The organism is Spirosoma harenae (assembly GCF_054776975.1).
In genome coordinates, this window is the sequence record NZ_BAAHBD010000009.1 from 71,811 (window position 1) to 98,764 (window position 26,954).

Below are 26,954 nucleotides of genomic sequence, written 5' to 3' on the forward strand. Positions count from 1 at the left end.
CAGATATTAGATTGTTGCTCAACGTCAATGTCTGAGGTAAGCTGATTTTCCCGCGGCCGATTCGGGAAGCTTAATAGCTACGTTTCGATCTGATCACACCAGCTGCCCAGCGCCAAAGTCTGCGTCGACATCAGGAAGTGGAGTTCCCTTAGTAAAATCGACAATTCGCCACAAGGGTACCGGCTGGGGTAAGGCTTCGAACTCCTCAACGGTCATATCTATACGTTCGCCTTGATGATTGACACAATAAATCGATCCGCCTATTGGGCGTTCGTCGATTACCCACCTTAGATCAGATGGTAGCTGCTGTCCCTGTTGGCTGGCTTTGTACGCCTGCAAGGCTTCAATCTGACCGGCCAGTACTTGAGCCAGGATTTCACGTTTTAGGTTTGCTGTCTTTATCATGGTATTGTTTCAAAAGAATTAGTTACTCCAGTTTATTTATAGCCCGCTCCAAGAGCTCGTCAATCTCCTGATCACTAAGTGCTGATAGGTCAATCTTTTGCTCCCGTTGCTTGGGTAAGATGTACTCAAGGAATTTTAAGTATGCCGCAACCCGTTCTTTAGGCTCGAGCTTTTCCAGGTCTGCCGAAACTGAGTCGAATTGCTCTTCGATTAGTGCGCTGATCCGGCTCTTAATGTCAGCTGTAGTCTTGTTAGGGCTGCCTGGTTTACGGCCGCCCTGTTTTGCGTGGCCTTTTTCGAATTTCATTGGTCACTATTTTAGTGGTTATTTAGTGGAAATGCGTTAGGTTGAGGGCTCATCTGAACAAGCAGTTAGGCTAGTCCCAGCTGATAAAAGGAGGCTGGTTTTGGTACCATTCGAAGAAGGTCTGCTGTTCGATCGTCGGTATAGCATCCGGCGGATTACGCTGGTCCCAAATAGGTGGATAGCCTTTCCACTGCTCGAGTAGGTAATCAGCCAAGTCAAATCCTTTTTTACGTTCCTCATCAGTGGCCAGTTTCTCAAGCCAATCCGAAATGATCACGTTAAATCCCTGTTGACGTAACCCATCGGCTTTCCCTTTCCAGTAAGCGTAATCTCGTCCGTTAATCGAAAGGTCAGGAAACAGTATGACGCTGCGACCTTTGAGCGGAGCCAGTCGCTCAGCATTCAAATATGATCGGCCAATCACGGCCATCCATGTGAACTGGGGAAAGTATGGTGTAGCGATTACTGCCGTTTTCGGCGCTTCAACGATCGCAATGGGTTTGTCGGCTGGAGCGGTTAGTAGTTGAGGCAATCCGAACAGACAGGGCGCAAACTCCTTCTGCTCAATGTAGTCGGTCAACCAATCAGGCCTGGATAGCTGTTGTTGATCTAGGGAGTACGCTAGGACCGAATGCACCCAACTGGTTCGGGTTCGAGTTCTGCCCTCACGATCCACATACTTGACCGTGTGAAAGGTGCTGTCAAACAGCTTAATCTGCCCACCACGTTTATGGCCTTTTTCGTCAATCAGCCAGAAGACAGAAGCGCCCGTATTGTCCCAGCACTTTGAGGTACCAATCTGAAATCGGCTCAGTAACTCATCTGTAACTGCGTCACCGAAATGTTGACGGAGCAGCTTCGCAAATTGATTGTTGTCATATTGGCCAAGGGATTTTCTAAACACCTCATCGGGTATGCTACAAACAGGAGCTTCAGCCACAAGATTGTTTGACGGTTTAGAAAGAAAAGGCTTCGGGAAGTTCTGTGATGCCGACACAGATCGAGGGAATGATGTCGTGTTCTGGTTTTCCTCTTTCCACTGCTGGTATACCTCATCAGCATAGCTCATTCCTGATGACCCTTTACTGTAGGGTGACCAATGATAACCGCAATTGCTCTCCCGATCACAGCGGCCATAGATGTCAGGTAATGGATCCCCCGTTCGGGTGTCAATATACCGACTCAGTGTCTTTCGGTGCTTGGGTCCACAATCTGGGCAATCCGATTTAATTGCTCTTTTGGGTAATTGATAACGCAAGTTGGAGGGGGTCATTAGTCAATTGTCCTAATCGTCCTAACTGTCTTAAGTGTCCTACATTTTCCAACTGTCCTAACTGTCCTAATACCCCCCTATATAATAGGGGTATTTAGGACAGTACAATTAGGACGATTGAATAGAGAGTTTTTCTGGATTGAATTGATATAATTCGTACTTCTCCTTGGCCGGTTTATCCTTCGTCAGGTAACCATCCGTTTGCAATCGCTGAATCAATTCCTCGGCTTTTGATTTCCCGATGCCCGTGCCGATGAACTGCGCGGCCTCCATGAGGTTAGTTCGTAGCTGGGAGTATCGTAACTGGGTCTCGTTAGCAAATGCTCTCCGGATGATATTGTCGAGCTCTTCTTTTTTTAGATCACCTGCTTTTGCTTTACGATTTCGACCAATTGGAGCATTAGTCTCGATTGCATCGATCAGAAAGGGTAAGCCATCTTCGCCAACGGAAAAGCCGAATGGTTCGAACTCTTTGTCACGGCAGTATTCGGGCGTAACAATAGAAACGTTCTTATCAGTTGGATCACGGCTAACTGAAACAACGGTTTCAGCTTTATTAGTGAGCTCCGACCCTAGATGGCCACGCGCATTGTTGTTGCCTTTATTCTCATGAATTACCGTTATCAAATGCGCATCTTTCTCTTCGGTCCACTGGAGCAGGTCCGTAGCCCGATCGGTAGCCTCCTTGGCATCATTGATATCAAATACAGTATCTCGTATGCCGTCAATGATGATCAATCCCAGACTGGCCGTGTCTTCAATAGCGACCCGAATAGCATTCAACCGGTGATTAGGGGCAAACTTTTTCAACTGATACACATGGATGCATCCCAGCTCTTCACAATTAGCCAAGAGGGCAATCCGTCTCAGTACGCGCTTGACGTGACCCCTATGTTGTTCGGTATCGAAGTACAAAATAGCTTGCTTATCCTCTGGTAGATTGCCCCTCACCTTATTAATAACCAGGTCTCGTTTAATGAGTGAAGCGACAATCGTACTGATCAGGTACGTTTTACGGCTTTTCGCTTTGCCAATCACTAACGAGAAGTTGCCCAGCGTGCCAAAGGTCATGGCTTGATCATTCTCTATTACTTCGATACAAACTGTTGGCTCTTCAGTTGGATCGGATAGTTTGACTTCTGAATCGGCTAGTATAGACCGATAAAAGGAGTAAAATTCAGAATCACCTAATTTGCCTAGCTCAACAGGTTTCGGCGGAGGAAGTTGCTGAGCAATCTCCGCAATAGCATCCATATGCGCCGATAGCGTTGCTATGTCAACTTGCTGTGAATCAGAATTCAAAATACCTTTGCGGGATTCTTTTGTGCCATCAATGGAGGAGGTAGCTGGATGTGGTTGGACGCTCATGTCAGTTCCCTCCTTTTTTGTTCGACTAGATCAGGAGCATATTGCCCGAACCAAGCCCAGAACGTTTCATAATCCTTGACAACTAGATAAACTCCGCCTGCGGCTTGAACTTGTTGAGCTGTTCTCTTCTGATCAGCGCTTAGTCGATCCTTGCCCCACTTAATTTCAATACTGACGTGTTTACCCTCGACGATTGCGTGCAGATCCGCCGTACCTCTTCGAGTAGTGGAATGAGTGAAGCGACCAAGTGCCTCATGCCACTGCCCTTGACTTTGTACCCGTGTGACGTAGCAACCGTGAAGCTCAAGACAACGTTTAACTGTCTGAGTTAGGCTGTTGGCATCCTTGACATTGAATTTGGATTTAACCCGCCCGTATTCAGGAACGTTAGGGTGTGTACGTCGCTTCTCTGCCATTTCGAGATTAGCGAGGTGCTGGAGCGACGCACAAGGCAATGTGCGATTGCTCATGCTGCTTTCCGCCCTCCTTTCTGCCGGTTATTAAGTTGTGAACTAATTTGCAGGTCGGCAGATTCCTCAATTTTGGCCATATCGATAGCCTCAAGAGTTTGACTCCGTAGCCAATTCAACACAACCGCTTTGTCGTATAGGACACGCTTACCGAACTTAACGACTCCCGGAATTTGGCCAGCGGCAGACTTAATACGTAAAGTGCTAGTGGGAACACCAGAGCAGGTTGATTGCAACCATTTAAAATCTCCGTAGGGATCGGCGTCAATTGTTGCAGCATTTGTTTTCCCGCTGCGTAAATACTGTAGTACTTCAAGAGTCAACGCTTCTAAATTAGTTAGCCGGGCGTTGATCGGCTCAAATGGATTGCTCATGTCTTGCCGTCTTTAAATGATTGACGGAACAAAGGTTACCTCACCTCAACACGAGCAACCGGTTGCAACTAGTTACTAAATTTAGCTTCTATTGTATTTATCTCATTTTCAGCCTGTTTCCTTTCAGAATCTGTAAGCTTAGGCATTATCTTTTCAATCGATGCAATTAGGCTTTTAGCTTTTTTTAATGATTCGTTTGGATAAGCTATACGCTTTTTGGGTGTGGTTAATGTTATGTAGTCATTATATAGTGGCTGGCCCTTTGAAATTGGTGGTAACTGTTTATAGCAATATATTAGGGCTTTTTCTCTTTCTGTAAATTTAATTTCTGAAGCCGAAGACAAATTTATTTGCTTTTCAATTTGTACAGCAGGTTTATTAGGTAATTCAGCAGCCTTAAATGATTTATTAAGAGCATCTTCTATTGGCTTATATTTATTCCTTAGTTCTTCGACCTGACTGTATATTCCTGTCCAGTAACCATGTTCCCGTATTTGAGCATGGCAGACAGTTAAAGGAGTAGAGTGAGCCTGTGCATACCAGCCTCCGATACTTCCCTTATGAGTTGTAACAAAACACCTTTCATACAAAGTATTGATGTAGTCCTGATTGTTATAAATTATATCAGGGCTTACAAGGTACTCTTTCTGAAAAAATCTAATCCCCTCTTCGTATCCCTCCACATAGCTAGGTTTATAATCAGTCCCCTTAATAGTAGTAGCAGGTCCATCAAACAGGTGGCCCGGTTTGACAATATTAGCTTTGACTTCTGGGCTAATAAGAAACCCTAACAAGGGCATACTGTAAACAATGTAAGCCTGACCATCATCGAGATAGTGCCGGCCTAAGCCTTTGTATCGATCCATCTCTTCTTCTAAATGTGATACCAGAGGACTAAACAAAAAATCATCGCTCAACCAATAAGTAGTGTCGGGGGTATCAGTGTTCATTTCCATAACTTACAAATTATCAAAAGCGGCATCGATCAACTCATTCTCAAACGAAGCCAGATAGGTCTGGGTAATGCCTTCGGTCTGATGCCCCATTGCTTCCGAGATCACCGCTGTTGCCACACCGGAATGCTTCAACGCAGTCGCAAAGCTATGGCGCGCTACATACGTGGTCAGGACAGCATCAAGACCCGCCATACCGGCCAATACTTTCAGATCAGGATTGACCTGCCCGATGATCTTATGGATCCGGTTATCAATTTTCTTGGTCGTCAGATGTCGCTCGCGGTCAAGAATTGGAAAAACGTAGGCGTCCTGTCCCCTACCCGTCAGTGGCCGGTAATAATCCAAAATGGCACTGGCTTGATCGGATAACTTGAAGTTGAATAAATGCCCGGTCTTCTTGCGTTCGTAGCGTAGACGCCCGTTCTGCACATCACCCCAGGTCAAATGCGCCATATCAATGAAATTGATCCCAGCCCCGTAGTAGCTAAAGACGAATAGGTCCCTGGCCAGTCGAAGCCTAAATGTTTCGGGCTCCAGAGCCGCCAGCTTTCCGATATCCTCTTTCGAAATAGCCCGCTTTCGGGTCCGTAAATCGAACTGACTAACCTTAAACTCCCGGAACGGATAATACTTCTCCTGCACAAGGCCCCGTTTGATAGCCTGGTTGTAAATCAATCGAAGAGTCCGAAAGTACACCGCCATAGATGTTTCAGCCAGACCGCGCTGGGCCATACTGGATCGAAAATCATCCAGGTACCCAGGCGTTAGATCGGTGAACAGCAGTTTTTCCGGTAGTTTACCCTCGCTTGTTTCAAATCGGACCAGTGCCCTTCGAATATCGCGTACAGTAGAGGCAGTACCCAAACGTTTCTCTTTGATTAGCCTATCGTTGTATTCGTCGATAAAGCTGAGCAGGCTTACCTTGCGAACCGACTTCACGGCTTTAGCCACTACCTTTTCGGCCGAGAATGGTTTTTCTTCCTGTTTAAGGTCACTGGCCACATCGGAGAACTTCGCCTTCCATTTGGCAATAACCGCTTCGACATAGGGGCGGTTGGGGCAACTACGCCGGGGTTCTGATTTATCTTCATCCCAATGTTTGAGTTGCAAACTATGGCCGACCGACACATATTTGCGCTGTCGATCCTTGGTAATGCGCACCATCAGCGGGTGCGAACCGTCGGCCAGTGTTTTGGATTTGAACAGAATGACTTTAACCAGCGCATCGCTGTCTTTATGGTCAGTAGCTTTGGACATAAAAAAGCCCGGTTTACACAGTGGTTTACACAAACCTACATAAATAACCGGGTATAACCAATACTAACCAAAAGAACAAACAGCTATATTTGTCTAATAATCAACATATTAGAAAACAATAAAAAATAACAAAATAATTAGAGTAACTGACTCATAATCAGTAAGTCCTTGGTTCGAGCCCAAGCTGGCCCACGCTCATTATCAAGCACTTAGCAGAAATGTTAAGTGCTTTTTTGTTTAGTTGCAATACGTAGGCCCTCGTTTTTGTACTAGATAGTTATCAAAGCATATATCGACTGCGCTGATCATCGAGCTCTTTCCAGTTGCTCACGTGTCGAGATAATTCAGCCCAGAATTCCTTTGAATGTTTTTTTACCTTAGTATGGCATAGTTCAGAATTACCGCACACCTAGTCAACAGGAATCATATTTGTTCACTACCACAATGGCCGCCTGAAAAATCTCCACTATACTGTTGCAAGTCCAATACCACAATCGGCCTATTTATGAATCAATTTTCCTTCGCCGATCAACGCAATTAAGTCACTACCGATGATTTTATTTTTAACTTATCCTAGCTATTTATAGTACCTTGTCGATCAATTGATTAACGTCATATGTAAAGGCTATAATTATCAGCTTTTATCCGAATAAGGATCATAATTATTGGTAGTAACCTTTAGTTGTTTTGCAGGACAACTAACCAATAAGAAGGGTTCTTATGAACGTATCATTCCCCCATTTTTTGAAAACTGGTTGGCTAGCCCTACTCATGATGGGCTTTAGCTTTACGCTCTGGGCTAAACCAAGCTGGACATTTAAGGTCGTGGTAGCCGTTGAGAAGCAAACCGCTGACTTTCACCAATCATTGCTTTCGAAGCCGATTGATCAGATCGTCCGAGAGCAAATGGCAGTTGTTAACGCTAATTTTAACAGCTCTACTAACTTCAATGGTATCTACGATTTCAGGGTTGATTCGATATACATATTTGATGGACCGACAAACCTTGAAATTTTCAGGCCACACCCGAATTATGACTATTGTGTTGTTATTGATGGCTTTTCAACCACTGCGCAAGGGGGCGGATGGCTAGGAGACTATCAGACAATCTACCATAAATGGCCAGCAAACAACGTGTTCGCCAGTGGCCCTTTTGGCCCAGGTGCTACCGATGGATTAACCCACGAATTTGGTCACGCGCGAGGAGCGGTTGACATCTACGGAATGCGTGTTGAGGGTAGTAAGAATCCAGTAAATGGGGAGACTTTTGAGCCAGTTAACTCTGTCATGAATTATCCTTATGGCAATATCACTTGGGATGAATATACCGTCAATTTACTGAATTCCACAGGAGGAGATTACATTCAAGGTGATGAATGGATTAAACGGCCATTTCCCAGTAAATTAGGCATCAAGGCCGTTAGCACTCACGGATCAATCTTAAGTAACGTATCGTTGACCATCTATCCAGTAGAGTGGTTTTCCAACAAAGTATCCTATATTCCAATTGGTGGTGGTTCGACCGATTCTGATGGTGTCTATTCATTCTCTTCAAATCCTTATCAGCCTGCCACCAAGGGATATCCTTGGACGATGAGGTATTGTAATTTTCTAATCAAAGCTGTTTATAATTCGGTGACGGTGTATAAATGGATGCCCTTGTATGACGTTCAGAATGCCTACTTCAGAAACGGCGAAAACTCAACTAATGATGTAGAAATTGTCTTCCCAGAAAGCACGCCTTTAATCCAGTTGAGCAGTATTAGTGCGACTAGTTTTTATCCGGGCAATACGATCGAAGTATCGTTTGCTCTTTCTGACGCATTTGGACCAGGTAATGTGTTTAGCTTGTTTGTAGTAGATAAAAACAACAATTCGTATGAAATTACCAGTATGGAAGGCAGAGAGAGCGGCACCATCACAGGAACCATCCCTGATCTAAGCCCAGACAATTCCTATAAGATCAGGATTGTTAGCAGCAAACCTATAGCTCAGAGTAATGACTTTCAAATAACGATTAATCCAACTCCGCCAAGTAGACTCACCCTACTCGCTCCCACGTACAATTGTCAAACGGGCTTTGTTGTCTTTAACACCAAAGGGGGGGATGGTTCACCTATTACGTTCACGGCTCCCGGTATTACCCGTGTTTCGCCCACCAGCAGCTCTGGTATGGTGGAGTATGAACTCCGAAATGACCCCAAAGATATTCTCATTACCGCGTCTCAAGGTGATGTTAGTGTTAGCTATACCTTTAAACTGAAAGCCGCCTGTACTAATGTCGTTACGCCCAAACCGCCACTGTTGATTCAGCCGATCCCTGATCAATTCCTGATGGTGAGACAACCCTTGCCTGTCGGTGGCTTTAACGTTGGCTTCTACTTTGCTGATCCCACTCCCTTTGTCGAGGGTTATCTATCCGGTTGGTTATTTCAGATTGAGGGATTACCCGAAGGCTTATACGTATTTTCTAAGGAGGTACCAGGCTTTACACCAAATCCAGTTCGCATCATTCAAGGTGTGCCAAACAAAGAGGGAGTCTATATAGTGACAATCAAAGCCAGTACAGCTGCTTTCCCCGACAGGCCCGTCATCACCAGCTTTCGCATCATTGTCACTAATTCGAACCCGACTAGTGGCTTAACCCTCCTCCAGCCAACTTATAATTGCCAGACCGGGGCCATTCATTTTAATTCAACTGGTGGCGATGGCTCATCCATCGAGTTCATGGCCGCTGGCATCACTGGCTGGACTTTAAACCCGGATCAGTTTGTCGACACAGAAAGCCGGACCGCCAAGGATGTGTCGCCCTTCACAATCTGGGCTCGGCAGAGTGGCCTCGTCGTCAGCTACAATTGGGATTTACGGACTTACTGCCAGGGCAGAACAACTACTTTGCAATTACTAGCTCCGACTTATAATTGTAACACGGGCGCCATCCACTTCAATACCTCAGGGGGTGATGGCTCTCCTATTGAGTATATGGCCTTTGGCATCACGGACTGGACAACTAACCCCAATCAGTATGTGGACAAAGAGAGTCGCACGGTCAATGATGTACAGCCCTTTACCTTACTGGCACGTCAGAGTGGGGCCACTGTCATATACGTGTGGGACTTAAAAACCGCCTGTGGATGGGCGCGTCTGGGCGTTGAAGAAAACCATGTAGCGCTGAGCCTAACGGTGTTGGGTAATCCTGTTCAGGATCAATTTAGAGTATTGATTCAGGGAGCCGAATCTCAAGGGCTTCAGCTTATCTTGGCGAATGTAGCAGGCAAGGTGGTTGAGAGTCGGTGGATCGAGCAGGCGGGTCGGCAGGAGCAACAGATGTTCCGAGTGGGTCAGGCTCCCTCAGGGATTTTGGTATTGCAGGCAATAACCGCTACTCAAAAGCAGTCGATTCGAATCATTAAAAACTAACCTAGAACATAGGTTTCTTAGCTTGCGAATCAGGTGTTTAGCTGACCATTGTTTTCCCAAAATCTGATGTAAGTCATGTCTCTACCTGGCAACTCAGGGTACTTTTGTTATACTCAAGTTGATCGATTGAATACGAATTGTTACGTCATTTCGATTCATAGCTAGAACAAACCATGATACCAAAAAGGATGAAAGCTGCCGTTGCCCGAGCCTACGGACAGCCACTTCAGATTAAGGAAGTACCAGTTCCGGAAGTTATACCCGGTCGAATCTTGGTGAAGGTAGCCGCTTGTGGCGTATGCCATACCGATTTACATGCCATTAATGGCGACTGGCCCGTAAAAGCAACCCTGCCACTGATTCCCGGTCATGAAGGCGTGGGCACCGTTGTCGCCGTGGGCGAAGGCGTAACGCAGGTGAAACTAGGTGATCGCGTGGGCATACCCTGGCTTTATACGGCCTGTGGGCATTGTGAACACTGCTTTACGGGATGGGAAACGTTGTGCGAGCATCAGCAAAATACGGGTTATTCGGTTCAGGGAAGCTACGCGGAATACGTTTTAGCCGATCCTAATTATGTTGGCCACATACCTGATTCGTTGTCATTTGAGGAAGCTGCTCCTATTTTGTGCGCAGGTGTTACGGTCTATAAGGGGCTGAAAGAAACGGAAGTAAAGCCGGGTCAATGGGTGGTTATTTCAGGGATTGGCGGCTTAGGGCACCTAGCTGTGCAGTACGCCAAAGCGATGGGCATGCGTGTAGCAGCCGTCGATATTCAGGAGGATAAATTAGAATTAGCTCGAAGTGTAGGGGCTGAAATCGTAATCAATGCTACAAAGGAAGATCCAGTTACGACGATCCAACAGCAAATAAAGGGCGCTCATGGGGTACTGGTTACGGCGGTTTCACGATCTGCCTTTGCCCAGGCTGTCGGTATGCTACGCCGACGAGGTACCTTATCGCTGGTCGGACTGCCTCCTGGTAATTTTGACTTGAACATTTTCGATGTCGTCCTGACCCGTAAAACGGTACGAGGATCTATTGTGGGAACCCGGCAGGATTTAGTTGAGAGTCTGGAGTTGGCTGCTCAGGGGAAAATCCATGTACATTACCATATTGATCAATTAGATCATATTAATCAGGTGCTAACCGATATGGCTGCCGGGAAGATTGATGGCCGGGTCGTGTTACGTATATCCGATGTGGAACCAGCATTGCAGACAAGCTCGCAGATTAATCAGACATCGGAAGCTGTTGAAGCCAAACGAACCCCTTTCTTATTGACTCATGAAAACAATCGTTGTTGCTACTGACTTTTCGCCCAATGCGAACCGAGCGGCTTACTTCGCTATGCAACTAGCGCAGGCACAAAAAGCAGACCTAATTCTGGTGAATACCTTTCATTTTTGGCCTACAAATCCTGCCGAAATAGGTACTAATTTTCCCCTCAGTTCTCAGGTCATGTATGAGGAAAGCCAGAAAGCTCTTAACCATCTGGCAAATGAACTACATCAACGTTACGGAATTGGTGTGCCAATCCGGTGTATCACCAAGGAAGGGTTTGCAATGCCCTCCATTCGTGAGGTAACTCAGGCCGAAAAAGCTGACGTATTGATTATGTCTACGGTCGGATCGGCTCCCCAGAGCGCTCAGCTGATGGGTAGTATGGCTACTGAGATGGTGGCCGAAACCAATGTGCCTTTGCTACTGATTCCCCCATCGGTGGAGTATAATACGATGACGAATGTTGTGCTGGGTATTGATCTGGATATGCCACCTGATGCAATCGTGTTGGATAAAGCCTTGCAGTTTATTAAACAATTAGACTGTGTGGTCGATATAGTGTGCATTTATGATGGTCCAATTAAGGAAACTGTACACCATAAGGCCGAGCATATCCGACGGTTAATGGCAGATATCCCTCACACACTAACTATACTAGCTGGTCAGGATATTTATGAAGCACTCTTGACTTTTGTGCATTTGAATAAGGCTGACCTGCTCATCATGCTGCCCAAAGCGCATAACTGGTTTACACACTTGTTCAAAGAGGGCGAAACCGAGCGTATGGCCCGTTTAACTGACATTCCTTTACTGGCGGTCGTTTAACAGCTTACGTATGTTGGCGACCGTTAGAACTGATACAGCGTCCTATACCATAGGGCGCTGTATAGTTTGCGATCATTTTCAACTACATGAATTAGGCAATGCCTATTCAAATCACTGGCTGTCGTTGCTGATTTAAAAAACGTACATTTAGGAAACGTAGACAAATCAAAAAATAGGTTTCTTATAGAACCTTTGAGAGTTGAGTCAGCAATGTTTTATCAGGCATGCCCACCTGACGCCATCGTTCGATACCCATTCGTATCAATACCAGTGTGGGGATATGGGTAACAGCAAAACCTTGAAAAACCTCTGGCAAAGCATCTTGCTCTATTTTCAGAATTCGTACCTGCTCGCCAAACTGTTTTTGCAGTGAATCGGCCAGATTGATCAGGGCTGTCCGCAACGGAGGGCTATTTTTGGGGGCTGGCATAAAAATTAGTAGAGCGCTCGCTCCGGCAGGAATCTGAATGAGAGGGGAATCGTCAAGTTTCATACTGGAACGAGTTTAAACGGCACAAATGGTATTTACGATACGTATCGTAAAAATGACCATCTCGCCAGACATATGGGCTGACGAATCTCACGGAAAAGCCTGATTCTTATTCGTTTAGTAAAATAGTGTAATTTGCTGAGCAAACCTGGCCTTTCCCGCCCCGCTGTAAGACTGTAAACTGTATGAATACCAACAATGCCTTAGCCAACCTTTTATTTGAGCAGGAAAACGATTTCCTAAGCGTGTATGACATCCAGCAAGATCGCTACATTCGGGTCAACCAGGCTGGTATTCGGTTGCTGGGTTATCCATCAGAGCAGGTCTTGTTAGACCAGATCAATCCATCCGTTCGAAGTAAACCTCTTTCCTATGAGGAGGAAATTCAGACCATTGCACAACTAGTGCAGAATGGGTACCATGAAGAAGAAACAGAAATCATTCGCTATGATGGCGAAACATTCTGGGGGCGACTTAAATTGACGATGTTCCCATCCGGCCAATTGGTTTTGTTACGTATAACAAACCTGGATCAATTGCATCGGATGGAAAAAGCCCTGGAAAACAATACTCAACGCAATGAGGCTATTTTCGCCAATGCTACAATTGGTATAATCGTCTGCAACCAGCAGGGGCATATTGTATCGGCTAATCAGATGGCCAATCAATTGTTCGGCTACGAAGAAGGTGAATTGATTGCCGATAACATTGAGTCCGTTGTACCTACTGGCGTTAGTAAATACCATGAAAAACTTCGTAAGACCTTCAACGACAATCCCCAAGTTCGGGCAATGGGCCACAATCGAGATCTATATGCCCAACGAAAAAATGGATCGGTATTTCCGGTTGAAGTAAGTTTGAGTTATTTTCGCCTGGAAGGTGAACTTTACGCTGTTGCCTATATTATTGACATAACGATCAAAAAAGAAGCTGAAAAGCAGCTACTTGAGCAGAAAGCGCAGATGGAGCGTCTGAATGCCGAGTTAGAACAGAAAGTAATTGATCGCACACAGGCATTGCTCAGTACGCTTAGTCAACTAGAAAAATCAAAAGAGGATTTAACAAAGGCGCTGGCTACTGAACGAGAATTAGGCGAATTAAAATCCCGCTTTGTATCGATGGCGTCACACGAATTCCGTACTCCCCTGACAACCGTTCTAACGTCAACCAACTTGATTGAAAAATATCCCGGTGGCGATCAGCAGGATAAACGGCAGAAACACTTGGATCGTATTCGGTCATCAGTCAAGCATCTAACAGATATTCTTGAAGAATTTCTGTCCGTTGGCAAACTGGAGGAAGGTAAACTGGACGTCCAATCTAATGAAGTCGATGTTGGGCAATTAGTGACTAATACAGTGGCCGATCTTCAAGGAATGCTTAAGCCGAATCAAACTGTGCAAACGCATCTTTCATGCATAAACACCATATGGCTTGATGTCTCGATGCTGCGCAAAATGTTGAACAACCTACTCTCAAATGCGATCAAATATTCTGGGCCGGGAACAGTTGTAATTATTCGGGCAACCTGTCTGCTAGGCCAATTAATCTTGTCGATACAGGATCAAGGAATAGGCATCTCATCCAATGATCAGCAACATTTATTCGAGCGCTTTTTCCGGGCTAAAAACGCCACTAATATTGCTGGTACAGGTTTGGGACTGCATATAGTAGGTCGCTATGTAGCTTTAATGGGTGGTGAAGTGTCGCTGGAAAGTGAGTTAAACCGAGGAACAACCGTAACCGTAATACTTCCTTATGAAAACCATTCTACTGATTGAAGACAATGACGAAATCCGTGACAATACGGCAGAAATTCTGGAACTGGCTGGATACACAGCTTATACAGCCGAAAATGGTAAAGTCGGCGTTGAAAAGGCGCTGGCTCATCGACCCGATTTGGTCATTTGTGACATTATGATGCCCGTATTGGATGGCTATGGTGTACTACATATTTTCAATAAAAATCCTCACCTAGTGGGTACTCCATTCATTTTCCTGACGGCAAAAGCCGAGCGTACCGATTTTCGGAAAGGAATGGAACTGGGAGCTGATGATTACCTAACCAAACCATTTGACGAAAGCGAACTGTTAAGTGCTATTGAAGGTCGCCTGAGCCGCTTCGAACATTTAAGACCGACCTATAATCTTCAGGAGAACGGCCTAAACCAATTTTTGGATGACGCTCGCCGAGTGGGTAATCTTCAGAGTTTATCCGCAGATCGGAAATCGCATGCCGTTCGCGCTAAACAACGTATTTATTCGGAAGGTGATGAACCAATGCGTCTGTATTTTATAAGATCAGGCAAGGTTAAAACGATTCGAACCAATGCGGATGGAAAGGAATTGATCACCGGCCTCTACAATGCCGGCGATTTTTTTGGTTACTTCGCCTTGCTTGAATCTGCCGATTACACCGACTCAGCTGTTACTATAGAGGATTCAGAACTGGTTTATATCCCTAAAGATGATTTTCGGCAGTTACTGCAGGTCAATTCCGAAGTAAGCGACCAATTTATTAAACTGCTGGCGAACCAGGTTGGAGAGCGTGAACAGCAATTATTGAGTATGGCGTATAACTCTCTCCGGCGACGGGTCGCTGATACGCTTTTGGATCTGCACACAAAACTGCCGAATAACCATATTCAACTCTCTCGTGATGATTTGGCAGCCATAGTTGGTACGGCTACCGAATCACTGATTCGTACCTTGAGTGAATTCAGACAAAGTGGCCTGATTGAAATAATTAATACTGGGATTCGTGTACTCCAGCCCGATAAGCTACGTCGAGCCAATTGGTAATTGATGTAATCAATTTATTAAATGGTTTCCATTTTTACCAGCAATATGTAGCGCATAGAGTTTTTCATAGTAGTTAATGGCCATTCGATTCGATTCGAAATAAGGAACTACGTCCTGTAGGCTGGTTCTTATCATGTTTACCCATTGAGTAGATTGTTGACGTTTCATGCGTTCCGCCACTTTCCCCCCCCATTGATAAGCCATAGAAACCGCCACTTTGCTGTTGGACTCGTCTATTCGAGCTTCGTCATTGGGCCTGGAAAGCCAGAAGGAACGAGAATCCAAAAGGACTCCCTTCTTTTCCAGAACGACTTTCTCCAGGGATTTTTGAGATGTCTCTGTTGACCCAGATCCTATGGTAATAGCCACTACAGGCCTTCCTGATAAGATGTCTTGTTTTCTTATAAAATCCCGAACAGCCCAATCGGGTCTCCAATTGTAGGTGTTGGCACAAAACACGTAGCTGTCGGTTGGTTGAGGACTTTGGTTAAGGGCTGCAACACTGGCAATGCGCACAAAAAAACCATGATCGGCCAGCGCTTTGCCAAATGAACGACTTATCTGCTCGTCCAGATTATAAAAAGGATCAGGGTCATACACAATCAGTACGGTGTGAGAAGATTTAGGATTACCGAGCTCCCAGCTTCGCTTGGGACCGGTACGTTCGACCCATACGGTCAGAATTAACCAGACAAGTGCCACACTCATTGCTGTAATGGCTGCTGGTTTGATGAGCGTTTTCATGGTAAGGATAATCAGCTACACTTTTTAACAAAGGTCTTGCGCATAGCTATGTTCCGTCATGACTATAGTTAGAAGTAAAGCTGATTTCTATCCATCATACATAAAAGCACTTATCAGATTCCCCGCTTTCCTTACTAAGACTAAGGATTATCACCTGATAGTCTGAGATGTATCATACCGTTTAGCGCTGAATTACCTCACTTTTACTGGCCTCATCCAGGCAATGGATTTATGGGCAAAATGGCTAACAAATAGTCTGATTTATATGCTTTGCCAAAAACTCTACTGATTATGAACCAAGTTATTGCGTCAACAAGTAATTCAAAATTTGAACGATTAAATCAGTTGCACCAATACTGGCAGGCTACCAACTATCTGGGTGCTGCTCAACTATACCTGCGAGATAATGTTCTACTCGAGCACCCATTGAAAGCTACAGACATCAAGCCTCGCTTGTTAGGTCACTGGGGAACGCAACCAGGATTAAATCTGGTATATACTCACCTAAATAGACTCATTCAGGATACCGATGCCAATGTACTTTTAGTTGTGGGGCCTGGCCATGGTGCCCCGGCGATATTAGCTAATTTGTTTCTGGAAGGGACGTTAGGTACGTTCGACAAGCAGTACGAGCCTGGTATGCAGGGGCTAACCAATCTGATTCGTCAGTTTTCTTGGCCTTATGGATTGCCTAGTCACCTGGTTCCGGGTACACCCGGTCAGATTCAGGAAGGAGGTGAGTTAGGCTACAGTCTTTCTCATGCGTTTGGAGCCGCACTCGATAATCCTGATTTACTAGTGGCTTGTGTCGTAGGGGATGGTGAAGCCGAAACTGGTCCGTTAGCTGCGGCTTGGCATTCGAACAAATACCTCAATCCCGTGACATCGGGGGCCGTGTTACCCATTTTGCACGTTAACGGTTATAAACTTTCTGGTCCAACGATTTTTGGCCGCATGAGCAACGAGGCTTTAACGAACCTCTTTATAGGTTATGGCTATCAAGTCCGTATCGTTGGTGGTAGCGACCCCATGCAGGTTCACGCAGCCATGTGGCAGGCCATGGACTGGGCGTATGAAAAAATTAAGACTATTCAGAAAAGTGCTCGTGCGGGTATGTTGAATGATGGTCCGGCTTGGCCAATGTTGATCTTGCAAACGCCTAAAGGATGGACATGTCCTATTGCTGTCGATGGACAGCCCATTGAAAATACATTTCATGCCCATCAGTTACCTGTCGCAGATCCTGCTGGAAAGCCATCCCAACTTAAGACTCTGGAAACCTGGCTACGTAGCTATCGACCGCAGGATCTATTCGATGGTGTAGGTCGACCACTTAGACATATCGTGAGTGTTTGCCCTAAAGAAGATCGGCGTATTGGCATGAATCCACACGCAAACGGAGGAGCATTATTAATCCCCCTCGAACTGCCTGCCTATGACAACTATGCCGTCAATATAACTTCACCTGGAGCTGTATCTGTAGAAGGAACACATACACTCGCACTCTACCTGCGAGATGTGTTCTGTTTAAATGAAAGTGCTCAAAACTTTCGAATCGTTTGCCCAGATGAAACTACCTCGAATCGAATGACACCCCTATTTCAGGCAACTAGTAGGGCCTGGATGGGGCCGATGGTTGAAACCGATGAGTATCTATCGCCCGACGGTCGGGTCATGGAAATCTTGAGTGAACATACCTGTGAGGGTTGGCTGGAAGGGTATTTGCTAACAGGTCGGCATGGGCTATTCAACTGTTATGAAGCCTTTATTCCGCTGGTCGATTCAATGCTCAATCAATACGCTAAATGGCTCAAAGTAAGCAAAGAAACTCCATGGCGAAAACCACTTGCCTCCCTTAACTACCTCTTGACATCTCACGTTTGGCGACAAGATCACAATGGCTATACGCATCAGGTTCCCAGCTTTATAAATTCAGTGGTAACTAAAAAAAGCTCTGTTGCGCGAGTGTATTTACCCCCCGACGCCAATTGCCTGCTCTCAGTTACAGACCATTGTCTTCGAAGCCGCGACTACATTAACCTGATCGTTGCAAACAAAGCCTGTCAACCACAATGGCTATCTATTGACGAAGCACGCGCACATTGCAGTAGGGGTATATCGGTTTGGGAATGGGCAGGCAATACGGGTGATGAACAACCAGATATTGTACTAGCTTGTGCAGGTGATGTCCCTACCATCGAAACAGTCGAGGCCGCGTCAATTCTAAAAAAGCATATTCCAAATCTGCGAGTTCAAGTCGTTAATATTGTTGATCTACTTACCCTTATGTCGCCCGACGATCACCCACATGGTTTCCCCGAGGCCGCATTTGTGCAATTATTCACAGAAGATAAACCAGTAATCTTCGCTTTTCATGGGTACCCCATGCTAATTCATGAGCTATTACACCATCGAGCGAATCCAAATCGCTTCCATGTTCGGGGTTACATAGAAGAAGGTCGTACAACTACGCCATTCGATATGCTAATGCTGAATAATATGAGTCGCTATCAACTGGCATTATCAGCACTGGCATGCGTTCAAAATGTAGATGGTACTCAGGCTGTAACCCAATTTTGCCAAGCTAAACTCGCTGACCATAAAGCGTATATTAGACGAGAAGGTCAAGATATGCCCGAAGTGAGGGGTTAACTTGTTGAGAACTACGATTTTCCTTTTTGAGCATTTTGGCAGATAAGCATAAATAAATTCACGGTATATATTAATCTAAATTGATATTATTATATTTTAACTGATATAAATCATATCTGTATATGATAAAGATCATATCGAGTTTTCCGATTTGCTCCAATTTTTACCCATTGATTAACATGGTAATTTTTATTGTAGCCAACCTAATTCATATAATTCATGGAAAACATACACAAACCTTTCAACCAATTGTTGGAGCATTATGTATTCAGCGTAGCCAATCAATACATTCATTGTGTAAATACCAAAATACAAACACAATTTATCAACCTGGTTAGCCAGCTTAACCAAGAGAATGAAAGTTTGGAGCTAAATGCTGACGTTGATGGCAATAATTCCTTACTTAACCACACACTGCTAACTCAATGGGAGAAGGAAATTAAGCAGTTGCTCGAGCAGTCAACTATCGCGCTATTACTTCTAATTGATATGTAACTTCTTGTAAGTTAAGCCGTTGAATTACCAATTATGGCATCGATAAATATAGAAAAGTAGGTATGGATAGAAACTTTACTCTCACGACTTCCGGAAATATAGTTAAGCAGCAGAGTGCACGTGAGTATGTAAACCAATACCTGTATAAACCTGACCATCAGTTTCTTCGTGTTTCGTATTGATAGCAGGTAAAAGCTTTTTCTGTTCAGTCCGATAAACGACTGATAAGCCGAGTAATAGCTCGTCTGGGCGAAATGAAAGATGACTAATGCCTTCTTTAATCAGAAATTCGATAAACTCGGCGTTTTTACCAGTGATCTCATCATAAATACCAACGGGTTTGCTTGTTTGATGAGCAATCTGCAATAACATGTCGATCAGGTCCCGAACCGCGGGATCATTTTCATTAAATAAGTTCTTCAGCCTTTGTGAGTTTCGATCTATACCTAGTGTCAGCTGAGTAAGATCTTTCAAGCTGATCGTAAATCCATCAAAGAGACAGGCAAAATCCCGCGCCCGAATCAAGTTGCTGGGAATGTCAGCTTTGAGATAAATCTCAAGACCATTTTCGTGTTGACGAAGGCCATACTTATTCAGTTGGCTGAGCACTTGCTGACCATCCGCGAACGTTCGGCAAAAGGGTACCATCAGTTTTAGATTTGTTAGCCCCATATCATTTCGAACCCGACGAATGGCTTCACATTCAAGTCGAAACCCTACTTTATAGCGCTCATCGTAAAAGCAGCAGGCCCCATGCCAACCCAGCAGCGGATTGTCTTCGATTGGCTCATAAGCCCACCCACCTATCAGCCTGGCATATTCACTCGAGGTAAAATTGCTGAAGCAAACCGTAACAGGACGAGGATAAAAGGCTGCTGCTACTAACCCAATGGATTGAGCCAGTTTATCGATAAAAAAGTCTTTTTTATCTGGGTAGTAAGCGGTTCGTTCAGCTATTGAATGGACAACTTCAGGATCGGGTAAATTAGGATAGTTAGCTAAGGCGGTAGGATGAATGCCAATTTCGTTAGCCAGGCTCGATTCCAGTCGAAACAGCCCGACTCCCTGACTCGGTAACTGGCTGAGTCGTAAAGCTTGGGAGGAGTCATCGAAAACCAGCATACAGTCAGATTGGGGCATTGGGAAGTCGCTGAGGTCATGGGTTGACTCCGTCCAGCTTAGTTCGCCCGCATACACTACGCCTTGTTGTGAGTCAGTACAACTAACAGTTATTGGATCGCCATCCCGTACAAAGTCGGTGGCATTGCCCGTGCCGAATATGGCTAACTTACCTGCCTCCCGAGCGGCAATGGCTCCCTGGCTAGTTCGTCCACCCTGATTCGTAATTATTGCCGATACAGTTTTGAGTAAAGGAATCCAGTCTGGCGTAAGTATGTCGGTGATTAGGATATTGTTTTGACCAGGATTTACAAGTAATTCATTTGGTGAATAGGCTACTCGGGCAATGCCGCTTACAATCTGGCGTCCTATGCCGCTACCCTTACACAAAATGGGGCCTTCTTTGTCGAGTTGGTAGTCTGTAAAAGTGGGATGCTGGGTATCTGCCAGTGCAGTTATTGGTCGTGCCTGTACAATATAAAGCGTCTGGTCGATGCCGTCTTTGGCCCACTCAATGTCCATCGGCTTGCCAAAGTGCGTTTCAATCTGCTGGGCCCATGAAGCCAGAAGATTTACTTCCTTGTCATTGAGAACGAATTGATGACGACGATGATACGAGGTTGGAATAGTAACTGCATGATGGGAACCTGCCTCATCCGCATACACCTTCATATCCGATTTTTCACCTGTACGCCGAGTCAGCAAGGCATTTCGATGGCCTATTGAAGGCTTAAAGACATGGTATTCATCAGGATTCACATTCCCCAGAACAATATTTTCACCAAGCCCCCAGCTCCCTGTAATTAGCATAATATTGGTATGTCCCGAATCAGGATCAACCGTAAAACAGACGCCAGAACTGGCCAAGTCGGAACGAACCATTCGCTGCACGCCTATGGAGAGCCCAACATTGAGGTGATCTAATCCTTGCTCGATCCGACACTTGATGGCTCGATCTGAGAATAATGACGTATAACACTTCCGACAAGCCTGAAGAAGTTCATGCTCTGATCGGACGTTAAGCAGGGATTCGTGCTGACAAGAAAAATTAGCTGTTGTTAAGTCGACTGTCGCTGCGCTGCTCCGAACAACTAACGGAATAGGTGTTGAACTGTTTGAGCAAAGGGCTAGATAAGCCTGTTGAATGGCGGCAATAATGTCGGGAGGAAAATCGGCTTTTCGAATAAGTCTGCGGATGTGATCGCCTACCGAAGCTAATTGCTGATCATCAGCGATATCCAGCTCGGCTAAAGCTTGTCGGATTGGTTCTTTGAGTTGATTATGCCTTAAAAATGCATAGTAAGCCGCAGTTGTGATGGCAAAACCTGGCGGTAATCGCACCCCATGCGTACTAAGATAAACCTTCATCTCGCCAAGAGAAGCGTTCTTGCTACCTACCTGACGGACCATGTCATTTGTAATTTGATCAAATGGCAATATCCAGGTATTCATAAATTTATTTTCTTATGGGTTTAGGTTAAATACGAGTAAATCTAAATTTATATCCTGGAGTATGCATATGATTTTTATCAGTCAACTAGCTGATTTTTATCATATTAATCCGCTTAATATACATTTCTTATACTCTGTAAATACGATTAGCCGCTGCTGGGCTTAAGTCCGGAATCCTCAAGCAGAATCTCTTTGACGGGCGATTAATTTACAATAACATTCTGAGGCATATAACACGTCGTGCATCACTATCATCGGCTTAAACGGGCAGTTTAATAATGAAAGCGGCTCCCTTTCCTTCCTGGCTTTCTACCTGCATTTCTCCGTCATGCCCTTTTGTAATGATGTCATAACTCAAGCTTAGTCCTAATCCAGTGCCGATTCCTGTGGGTTTAGTGGTGAAAAAAGGCTGGAAGATTTTACCCTTGATCGATTCTGGAATGCCTGTACCGTTGTCTTTTACAGCTAATTCAGCATAGCCATTCCGTTGGGTTATACTAAGCCAGATTTGGGGTAAATACTGCTCCGGCTGTTGTGCATTTCGTTCCCGAACCGAATAGAAAGCGTTAGTCAATAAGTTAATCACGACTCGGCCAATATCCTGAGTAACTACCTGAACGGGTAATGTAGCTGGTTGGAAGCTGGTCAGGAGTTCACAACAAAAATCTCCATACTTTGAACGGTAACCCTGATACGCAATATTGAAACACTCTTCGGTAAGCCGGACAAGGTCAGTTACCTGCTTTTCTCCAGAGCCTCCTCTCGAATGGTCCAGCATGCCCTTAACAATGGCGCTGGCCCGGCCACCGTGATGGGAGATTTTATGCAGATTCTGTTGGAGGTCGTTCACAATGGCTCCAGCGTACGCTTTTTCCGAATCGGGAAGGTGTTGCAAAGGTCCTTCCCGAAGTTCGTCTACCAATTCAGTACTGACCTCCGAGAAGTTATTAACAAAGTTCAAGGGGTTCTGAATCTCATGGGCAATCCCCGCAGTTAACTCTCCCAGGCTGGCCAGTTTTTCTTTCTGGATGAGCTGGGCCTGAGAAGCTCTTAGCTGAGCAGTACGTTCACTGACCTTTTGCTCAAGAATGATATTTTGTTGTTCAACCAGTCGTCGGTTTTCTTCAGTAAGTGTTAGTTAATTGGCAATGGCCGCTTCCCGTTGCTGTTTGAGTAAATCCACTTTATAAGACAGCGCTAGTGTAAACAGAATGATCTCTGCTATCGACCCTAGTAGAAGGCTATTTTGAGTTAGGAAATTAAGTGGTAACTGCTCGGCAAATTTGAGTACATTGATCAAAACGCCAATAAAAATCAGTAGTAGACCAAGTAAATAATACCAGGCTGGTTTAAAACCCTTCTGTAAGGCTAAAGTGCCAGCTATGATGGTGAAAATGATATCAATTAAAAATGAAAAAAATCCAAGAAATGACCTTTGGTCTTTAGTCAGGAGGGCAAACAGGATTTCGGCCAAACCAATGAATGACATTAAGCTTATTAGCCCAACGCCCAACCAGTACATTTTTTTGGAAAGCTGACGAACATGTAAAAGCGACAAGCCAAAAAGTATATGTGCTGAAGCTGTTAAAAAATATACTATCAGCAAGTGTTTCGAAAAGAAGCCAAAGTAAAATGTAGGTATCCAATCGTAGAAATAGCCCAATTGAATACCATAAATAAAAGCACTTAAGCCAACCCAGGTAGAATACATGAGATGATCTAAATCTCTTAGGCGGGCAAAAAGGAGCAAGTTGTATAGAATGATAATGAGTACAAACCCGTAGTAAAAGCCGCCAAATAAATCGTCAATATGAGATTGTGATAACAGATGGTCTAACGGACTAATGACGATAGATTTCGGTAGATCAACTGACCGCCAGTAAACAAGATAATTTTTGTTCGGCTGAAAGAACAGAGGCCATACCTTTCGGACCTGAAGCGTATAAGTTGACTCCAACTTTTCATCCTCCTTACCCAGCGAATATTCTTTGTCAAGCTGCTTGTTATAAACCAGGTACAGAGTAGCTGGAGAGGGCAACAGTTGATCCGAAAAAAGGCAGACAGCCGTCTGGAGCGTTGAGCGTACCTCAAAACGATACCAACGTTCTTTGTTTGGGGAGGTGGTCTTGGTTGAAGCGTTGGCGGGAACAAACTGATACCTATCAGGATGATTGATTAAAGAGTCGATGGTGACTTTCTCTGGTTCAATCTCCAAAGTAGTACTGTTCTTAATAAGTAGATAAGTCTGATTCCGGTTGCTCAATACAATGGGCTGAGCCTGGAGAGTTTTAATGGATAAAAGTAGGCAGAGTGTAACTAGCAAGGGTTTCATGTACGGTGGATTGACAATTTCGCTCTTGATAGAATGGAGAGCCAGATTGACAGCTTTATAAATAATGCGGGATTATACGTAAGTAGGCGTTGAATGATTTTACAAGCGGTTAAATTGTTCATTATCAATCCTCTGAGACAATGATAAAAATCACTTGAACGAATGATAGAAATCACCAGCGCTCCTCGGTCAATGCCCTAGATTTGCGGGTTACGTCGACGGTAATTGCTGGTTTTATTATGCCCCTGTCCTCATCTTCCATTGAACAACTCTATCGTCAGCTCCAATCTTCGCCTTCTGGACTCAGCCGTAATGTAGCTGCGAATCGCATCCGGGCACAACAGAAACATCTGCATTCTGAAAGCCGATTTAGGCGAGAATTCAAGCTGTTTATTCGACAGTTTACCAATCCGTTGGTATTACTGCTGGTCGTAGCGGTTATCCTGTCAGCCATGCTGGGCGAAACCTCCGATATGTTCATTATTCTGGTAATCCTGCTGACGACGGGGCTTCTTGGGTTTTGGCAGGAATTGAATGCGGGACGAGCCATTGAAAAACTGCGTTCGATGATTGCCATGAAACACACTGTTTTGCGAGATGGTAATACATACGAGGTCCCAACACAGGAGGTTGTATCGGGTGATGTACTCCTTTTCGATGCAGGCGATATCATTCCTGCTGACTGCCGAATTCTGGAGAGCAACGAACTCCATGTTGACGAAAGCTCGTTAACTGGCGAATCCTTCCCCGTCGAAAAGATGGTTGGAACGGTGTTCGATGCGATGCCTTTATTGCGAAAATCGAATTGTCTCTGGCAGGGCACTCATGTAATTAGTGGCACAGGGCGGGCAATTGCCGTTCAAACGGGTGATCAAACCCTCTTCGGACAGATGGCTCATAGTCTGACGCAAACCCCTGAGACGGCTTTCGAAAAAGGAATTAAGCAGTTTGGCTATTTTCTATTGAAACTAACCGTTGCCCTATCACTGGTCATTCTAGCGGCCAACCTGTATTTCAAAAAGCCCTTTTTTGATTCAATTCTGTTTTCGTTGGCTCTGGCTATTGGCATGGCTCCCGAGCTGTTACCGGCGATTATGACTTTTGCGATGTCGGCGGGTGCCAAGCGCATGTTGGCAAAAAAAGTAATCGTTAAGAAGCTGTCTTCTATTTTCAGTTTTGGGGAAGTGACCATTCTGTGTACTGACAAAACCGGCACCATTACTGAAGGTAATGCTAAAGTTAAACGTATGCTGAATTGGCAAGGTGAAACCAATGAACGTGTGGGGCTATACGCTTACTTAAATGCTTATTTTCAACAGGGTTTTACCAATTCAATCGACCAGGCTATTACTTCCTTAAATCTGCCGACTAATGGCTATCAGAAACTGGATGAAATCCCGTACGACTTTATTCGGAAACGATTAAGTATTGCTGTACAAAAAAATGGTAAATCATTCTTTATCACCAAAGGAGCACTGAGCAATGTTCTCGATGGTTGTAGCCGGGTGGAATTTCAGCCGGGTGAATCAATGCCGATTAGCGATTCCGTTCGGAAAGCAATTGTTGATCGGTTCGCGACCTACTGTCAATCCGGATTTCGGGTGCTGGGTCTGGCGTATAAACCAATAACAACTTATAAAATCAACCGGATCGACGAGAATGACATGATTTTCTTAGGGTATATTCTGCTGGAAGACCCCCTTAGAGAAAGTACCCGGACCTCTCTTACCCAACTACAACAATTGCAGGTATCCGTGAAAATCATCACGGGCGATAATCGATTTGCGGCATTACACACAGCCCAGGCCATTTCCAATTCTACACCTGTTATCCTGACCGGCGACGAACTGAATCAATTGACGCCAGAAGCTCTTACAGTAAGAGCGTTACAAACTGACGTATTTGCCGAAATCGAGCCGCACCAGAAAGAACGAATCATCAAAGCCCTGCAGAAATCGAATGAAACTATCGCTTACATTGGCGATGGTATTAACGATGTGGCCGCTATCCATGCCGCCGATGTCGGTATTTCAACCTGTAATGCTGTCGATGTAGCGCAGGAAGCCGCCGATTTTGTGCTGTTGGAAAAAGACCTGTCCGTACTGGCTGATGGAATTCGAGAGGGACGTAAATCCTTTGCCAATTCGATGAAGTATATTTTTATCACAACTGGTGCTACGTTTGGTAACATGTTTAGCGTGGCTGGTGCTTCGCTGTGGCTATCGTTTATGCCAATGCTTCCAAAGCAGATTCTCCTAACCAATCTGATCACTGATTTTCCCTTTTTGGCCATTGCCTCCGACGAGGTTGACGCAGATCAACTAACAAGGCCCCAAAAATGGGATATGAATCAGATCCGTAACTTCATGATTGTGTTTGGGCTGCACAGCTCCCTATTTGATTTTATTACATTTTATGTGCTCTACTGGTCTTTTCATCTAACGGGTTCCCCGTTTCAAACGGGTTGGTTTCTCGAATCGGCCATTACTGAACTCATCATTCTGTTCGTCGTTCGCACCCGAGGTTCTTTTCTCAAAAGCAAGCCCGGTACCTGGCTGATCATAACAGGATTCATCTCTCTATTGGTCACCATATATTTACCCGTTTCGCCCGCAGCTACTTTGTTAGGCTTCTCTATTGCCCATACCCGTCAGATTATGGCGCTAGTAGGTATTCTAATCGGGTATACATTTACGGCTGACTTATTAAAAATCCTGTTTTTTCGCATTACTAGTAAACGACAAAAAGCAACGCCCACCCTACCAAACACTGACGTTTCTAATACGCAATTATTTGCTTCTCTACCCTGAAATAGAGCTGGCTTTTCAATCAATTCTAGTGCTGCGAATGCCAGTTGAAAGTTTGGTCACTAATCCATTTGCCCCAGCGTGAGATTACCATTCGATGAAAATAGTAGCTTTGAACCGAT

Annotated in this window: 22 protein-coding genes; 8 read left to right on the forward strand and 14 right to left on the reverse strand. The window is 44.9% G+C overall.

The features are described 5' to 3' along the window. Nucleotides 1-93: 93 nt before the first annotated feature. From ACYVE4_RS13240 to ACYVE4_RS13280, 9 genes are all read right to left on the reverse strand, one after another. Nucleotides 94-405, reverse strand: a complete 312-nt coding sequence (locus ACYVE4_RS13240) for a hypothetical protein (RefSeq protein ID WP_461040496.1) — start codon at nt 403-405, stop codon at nt 94-96. 22 nt (nt 406-427) lie between these two features. After that, on the reverse strand, nt 428-712 hold the full coding sequence (locus tag ACYVE4_RS13245; RefSeq protein ID WP_461040497.1) for a hypothetical protein: 285 nt from the start codon (nt 710-712) through the stop codon (nt 428-430). A gap of 70 nt (nt 713-782) precedes the next feature. Beyond that, nucleotides 783-1,985 carry a DUF6371 domain-containing protein gene (locus ACYVE4_RS13250; protein WP_461040499.1) on the reverse strand — a complete coding sequence of 401 codons (1,203 nt, stop codon included), beginning with the start codon at nt 1,983-1,985 and terminating at the stop codon, nt 783-785. 108 nt (nt 1,986-2,093) lie between these two features. Beyond that, on the reverse strand, nt 2,094-3,353 hold the full coding sequence (locus tag ACYVE4_RS13255; protein WP_461040501.1) for an AAA family ATPase: 1,260 nt from the start codon (nt 3,351-3,353) through the stop codon (nt 2,094-2,096). Next, nucleotides 3,350-3,823 (reverse strand): hypothetical protein, encoded by a 474-nt coding sequence (locus ACYVE4_RS13260; protein WP_461040503.1) that lies wholly within the window; start codon nt 3,821-3,823, stop codon nt 3,350-3,352. Before ACYVE4_RS13260 ends, ACYVE4_RS13255 begins: the two co-directional genes overlap by 4 nt. Continuing rightward, complete coding sequence (locus ACYVE4_RS13265) at nt 3,820-4,197, reverse strand: hypothetical protein (protein WP_461040505.1); 378 nt, start codon at nt 4,195-4,197, stop codon at nt 3,820-3,822. Before ACYVE4_RS13265 ends, ACYVE4_RS13260 begins: the two co-directional genes overlap by 4 nt. 68 nt (nt 4,198-4,265) lie before the next feature. Further along, nucleotides 4,266-5,153 carry a hypothetical protein gene (locus tag ACYVE4_RS13270; protein WP_461040506.1) on the reverse strand — a complete coding sequence of 296 codons (888 nt, stop codon included), beginning with the start codon at nt 5,151-5,153 and terminating at the stop codon, nt 4,266-4,268. A 3-nt stretch (nt 5,154-5,156) separates the two neighbouring features. Continuing rightward, nucleotides 5,157-6,410 carry a phage integrase SAM-like domain-containing protein gene (locus tag ACYVE4_RS13275; protein ID WP_461040507.1) on the reverse strand — a complete coding sequence of 418 codons (1,254 nt, stop codon included), beginning with the start codon at nt 6,408-6,410 and terminating at the stop codon, nt 5,157-5,159. 280 nt (nt 6,411-6,690) lie between these two features. Then, the gene (locus ACYVE4_RS13280) at nt 6,691-6,819 is read right to left on the reverse strand and encodes a YgjP-like metallopeptidase domain-containing protein (protein ID WP_461040509.1); all 129 of its coding nucleotides are present in this window, start codon (nt 6,817-6,819) and stop codon (nt 6,691-6,693) included. A gap of 311 nt (nt 6,820-7,130) precedes the next feature. On the opposite strand from ACYVE4_RS13280, the gene ACYVE4_RS13285 reads away from it, so the two are divergent. The 3 genes from ACYVE4_RS13285 to ACYVE4_RS13295 all read left to right on the forward strand — a co-directional run bounded on the left by ACYVE4_RS13285 (nt 7,131) and on the right by ACYVE4_RS13295 (nt 11,939). Further along, nucleotides 7,131-9,830: a hypothetical protein gene (locus tag ACYVE4_RS13285; protein WP_461040510.1), complete on the forward strand. Its 2,700-nt coding sequence runs from the start codon at nt 7,131-7,133 to the stop codon at nt 9,828-9,830. A gap of 173 nt (nt 9,831-10,003) precedes the next feature. Next, nucleotides 10,004-11,143, forward strand: coding sequence for an alcohol dehydrogenase AdhP (gene adhP / locus ACYVE4_RS13290; RefSeq protein WP_461040512.1), 1,140 nt, complete (start codon nt 10,004-10,006; stop codon nt 11,141-11,143). Further along, on the forward strand, nt 11,118-11,939 hold the full coding sequence (locus tag ACYVE4_RS13295; RefSeq protein ID WP_461040513.1) for a universal stress protein: 822 nt from the start codon (nt 11,118-11,120) through the stop codon (nt 11,937-11,939). Before adhP ends, ACYVE4_RS13295 begins: the two co-directional genes overlap by 26 nt. Nucleotides 11,940-12,120: 181 nt before the next feature. Here ACYVE4_RS13295 and ACYVE4_RS13300 read toward each other — a convergent pair whose 3' ends face one another. Continuing rightward, on the reverse strand, nt 12,121-12,432 hold the full coding sequence (locus tag ACYVE4_RS13300) for a thioredoxin family protein (protein WP_461040515.1): 312 nt from the start codon (nt 12,430-12,432) through the stop codon (nt 12,121-12,123). A gap of 182 nt (nt 12,433-12,614) precedes the next feature. Here ACYVE4_RS13300 and ACYVE4_RS13305 point away from each other — a divergent pair, with 182 nt between their 5' ends. Together ACYVE4_RS13305 and ACYVE4_RS13310 are read left to right on the forward strand one after the other, a co-directional pair. Beyond that, complete coding sequence (locus tag ACYVE4_RS13305) at nt 12,615-14,210, forward strand: sensor histidine kinase (protein WP_461040517.1); 1,596 nt, start codon at nt 12,615-12,617, stop codon at nt 14,208-14,210. Beyond that, complete coding sequence (locus tag ACYVE4_RS13310) at nt 14,188-15,231, forward strand: response regulator (protein ID WP_461040519.1); 1,044 nt, start codon at nt 14,188-14,190, stop codon at nt 15,229-15,231. Before ACYVE4_RS13305 ends, ACYVE4_RS13310 begins: the two co-directional genes overlap by 23 nt. Before the next feature lie 9 nt (nt 15,232-15,240). Here ACYVE4_RS13310 and ACYVE4_RS13315 read toward each other — a convergent pair whose 3' ends face one another. Further along, nucleotides 15,241-15,975 carry a hypothetical protein gene (locus tag ACYVE4_RS13315; protein ID WP_461040520.1) on the reverse strand — a complete coding sequence of 245 codons (735 nt, stop codon included), beginning with the start codon at nt 15,973-15,975 and terminating at the stop codon, nt 15,241-15,243. A 291-nt stretch (nt 15,976-16,266) separates the two neighbouring features. On the opposite strand from ACYVE4_RS13315, the gene ACYVE4_RS13320 reads away from it, so the two are divergent. Both ACYVE4_RS13320 and ACYVE4_RS13325 read left to right on the forward strand, forming a co-directional pair. Further along, complete coding sequence (locus ACYVE4_RS13320; protein ID WP_461040522.1) at nt 16,267-18,627, forward strand: phosphoketolase family protein; 2,361 nt, start codon at nt 16,267-16,269, stop codon at nt 18,625-18,627. A gap of 219 nt (nt 18,628-18,846) precedes the next feature. Further along, a complete protein-coding gene (locus ACYVE4_RS13325) occupies nt 18,847-19,122 on the forward strand; it encodes a hypothetical protein (RefSeq protein ID WP_461040523.1) in 276 nt (91 codons plus the stop codon). A 102-nt stretch (nt 19,123-19,224) separates the two neighbouring features. On the opposite strand, the gene ppsA is transcribed toward ACYVE4_RS13325, so the two are convergent. The 3 genes from ppsA to ACYVE4_RS13340 all read right to left on the reverse strand — a co-directional run bounded on the left by ppsA (nt 19,225) and on the right by ACYVE4_RS13340 (nt 24,025). Further along, nucleotides 19,225-21,693, reverse strand: coding sequence for a phosphoenolpyruvate synthase (ppsA, locus tag ACYVE4_RS13330; RefSeq protein ID WP_461040524.1), 2,469 nt, complete (start codon nt 21,691-21,693; stop codon nt 19,225-19,227). Between the two features lie 259 nt (nt 21,694-21,952). Continuing rightward, nucleotides 21,953-22,804, reverse strand: a complete 852-nt coding sequence (locus ACYVE4_RS13335) for a sensor histidine kinase (protein ID WP_461040704.1) — start codon at nt 22,802-22,804, stop codon at nt 21,953-21,955. A 27-nt stretch (nt 22,805-22,831) separates the two neighbouring features. Beyond that, nucleotides 22,832-24,025 carry a 7TM-DISM domain-containing protein gene (locus ACYVE4_RS13340; protein WP_461040525.1) on the reverse strand — a complete coding sequence of 398 codons (1,194 nt, stop codon included), beginning with the start codon at nt 24,023-24,025 and terminating at the stop codon, nt 22,832-22,834. 239 nt (nt 24,026-24,264) lie between these two features. On the opposite strand from ACYVE4_RS13340, the gene mgtA reads away from it, so the two are divergent. Next, the gene (gene mgtA / locus ACYVE4_RS13345; protein ID WP_461040527.1) at nt 24,265-26,835 is read left to right on the forward strand and encodes a magnesium-translocating P-type ATPase; all 2,571 of its coding nucleotides are present in this window, start codon (nt 24,265-24,267) and stop codon (nt 26,833-26,835) included. Nucleotides 26,836-26,954 lie beyond the last annotated feature (119 nt).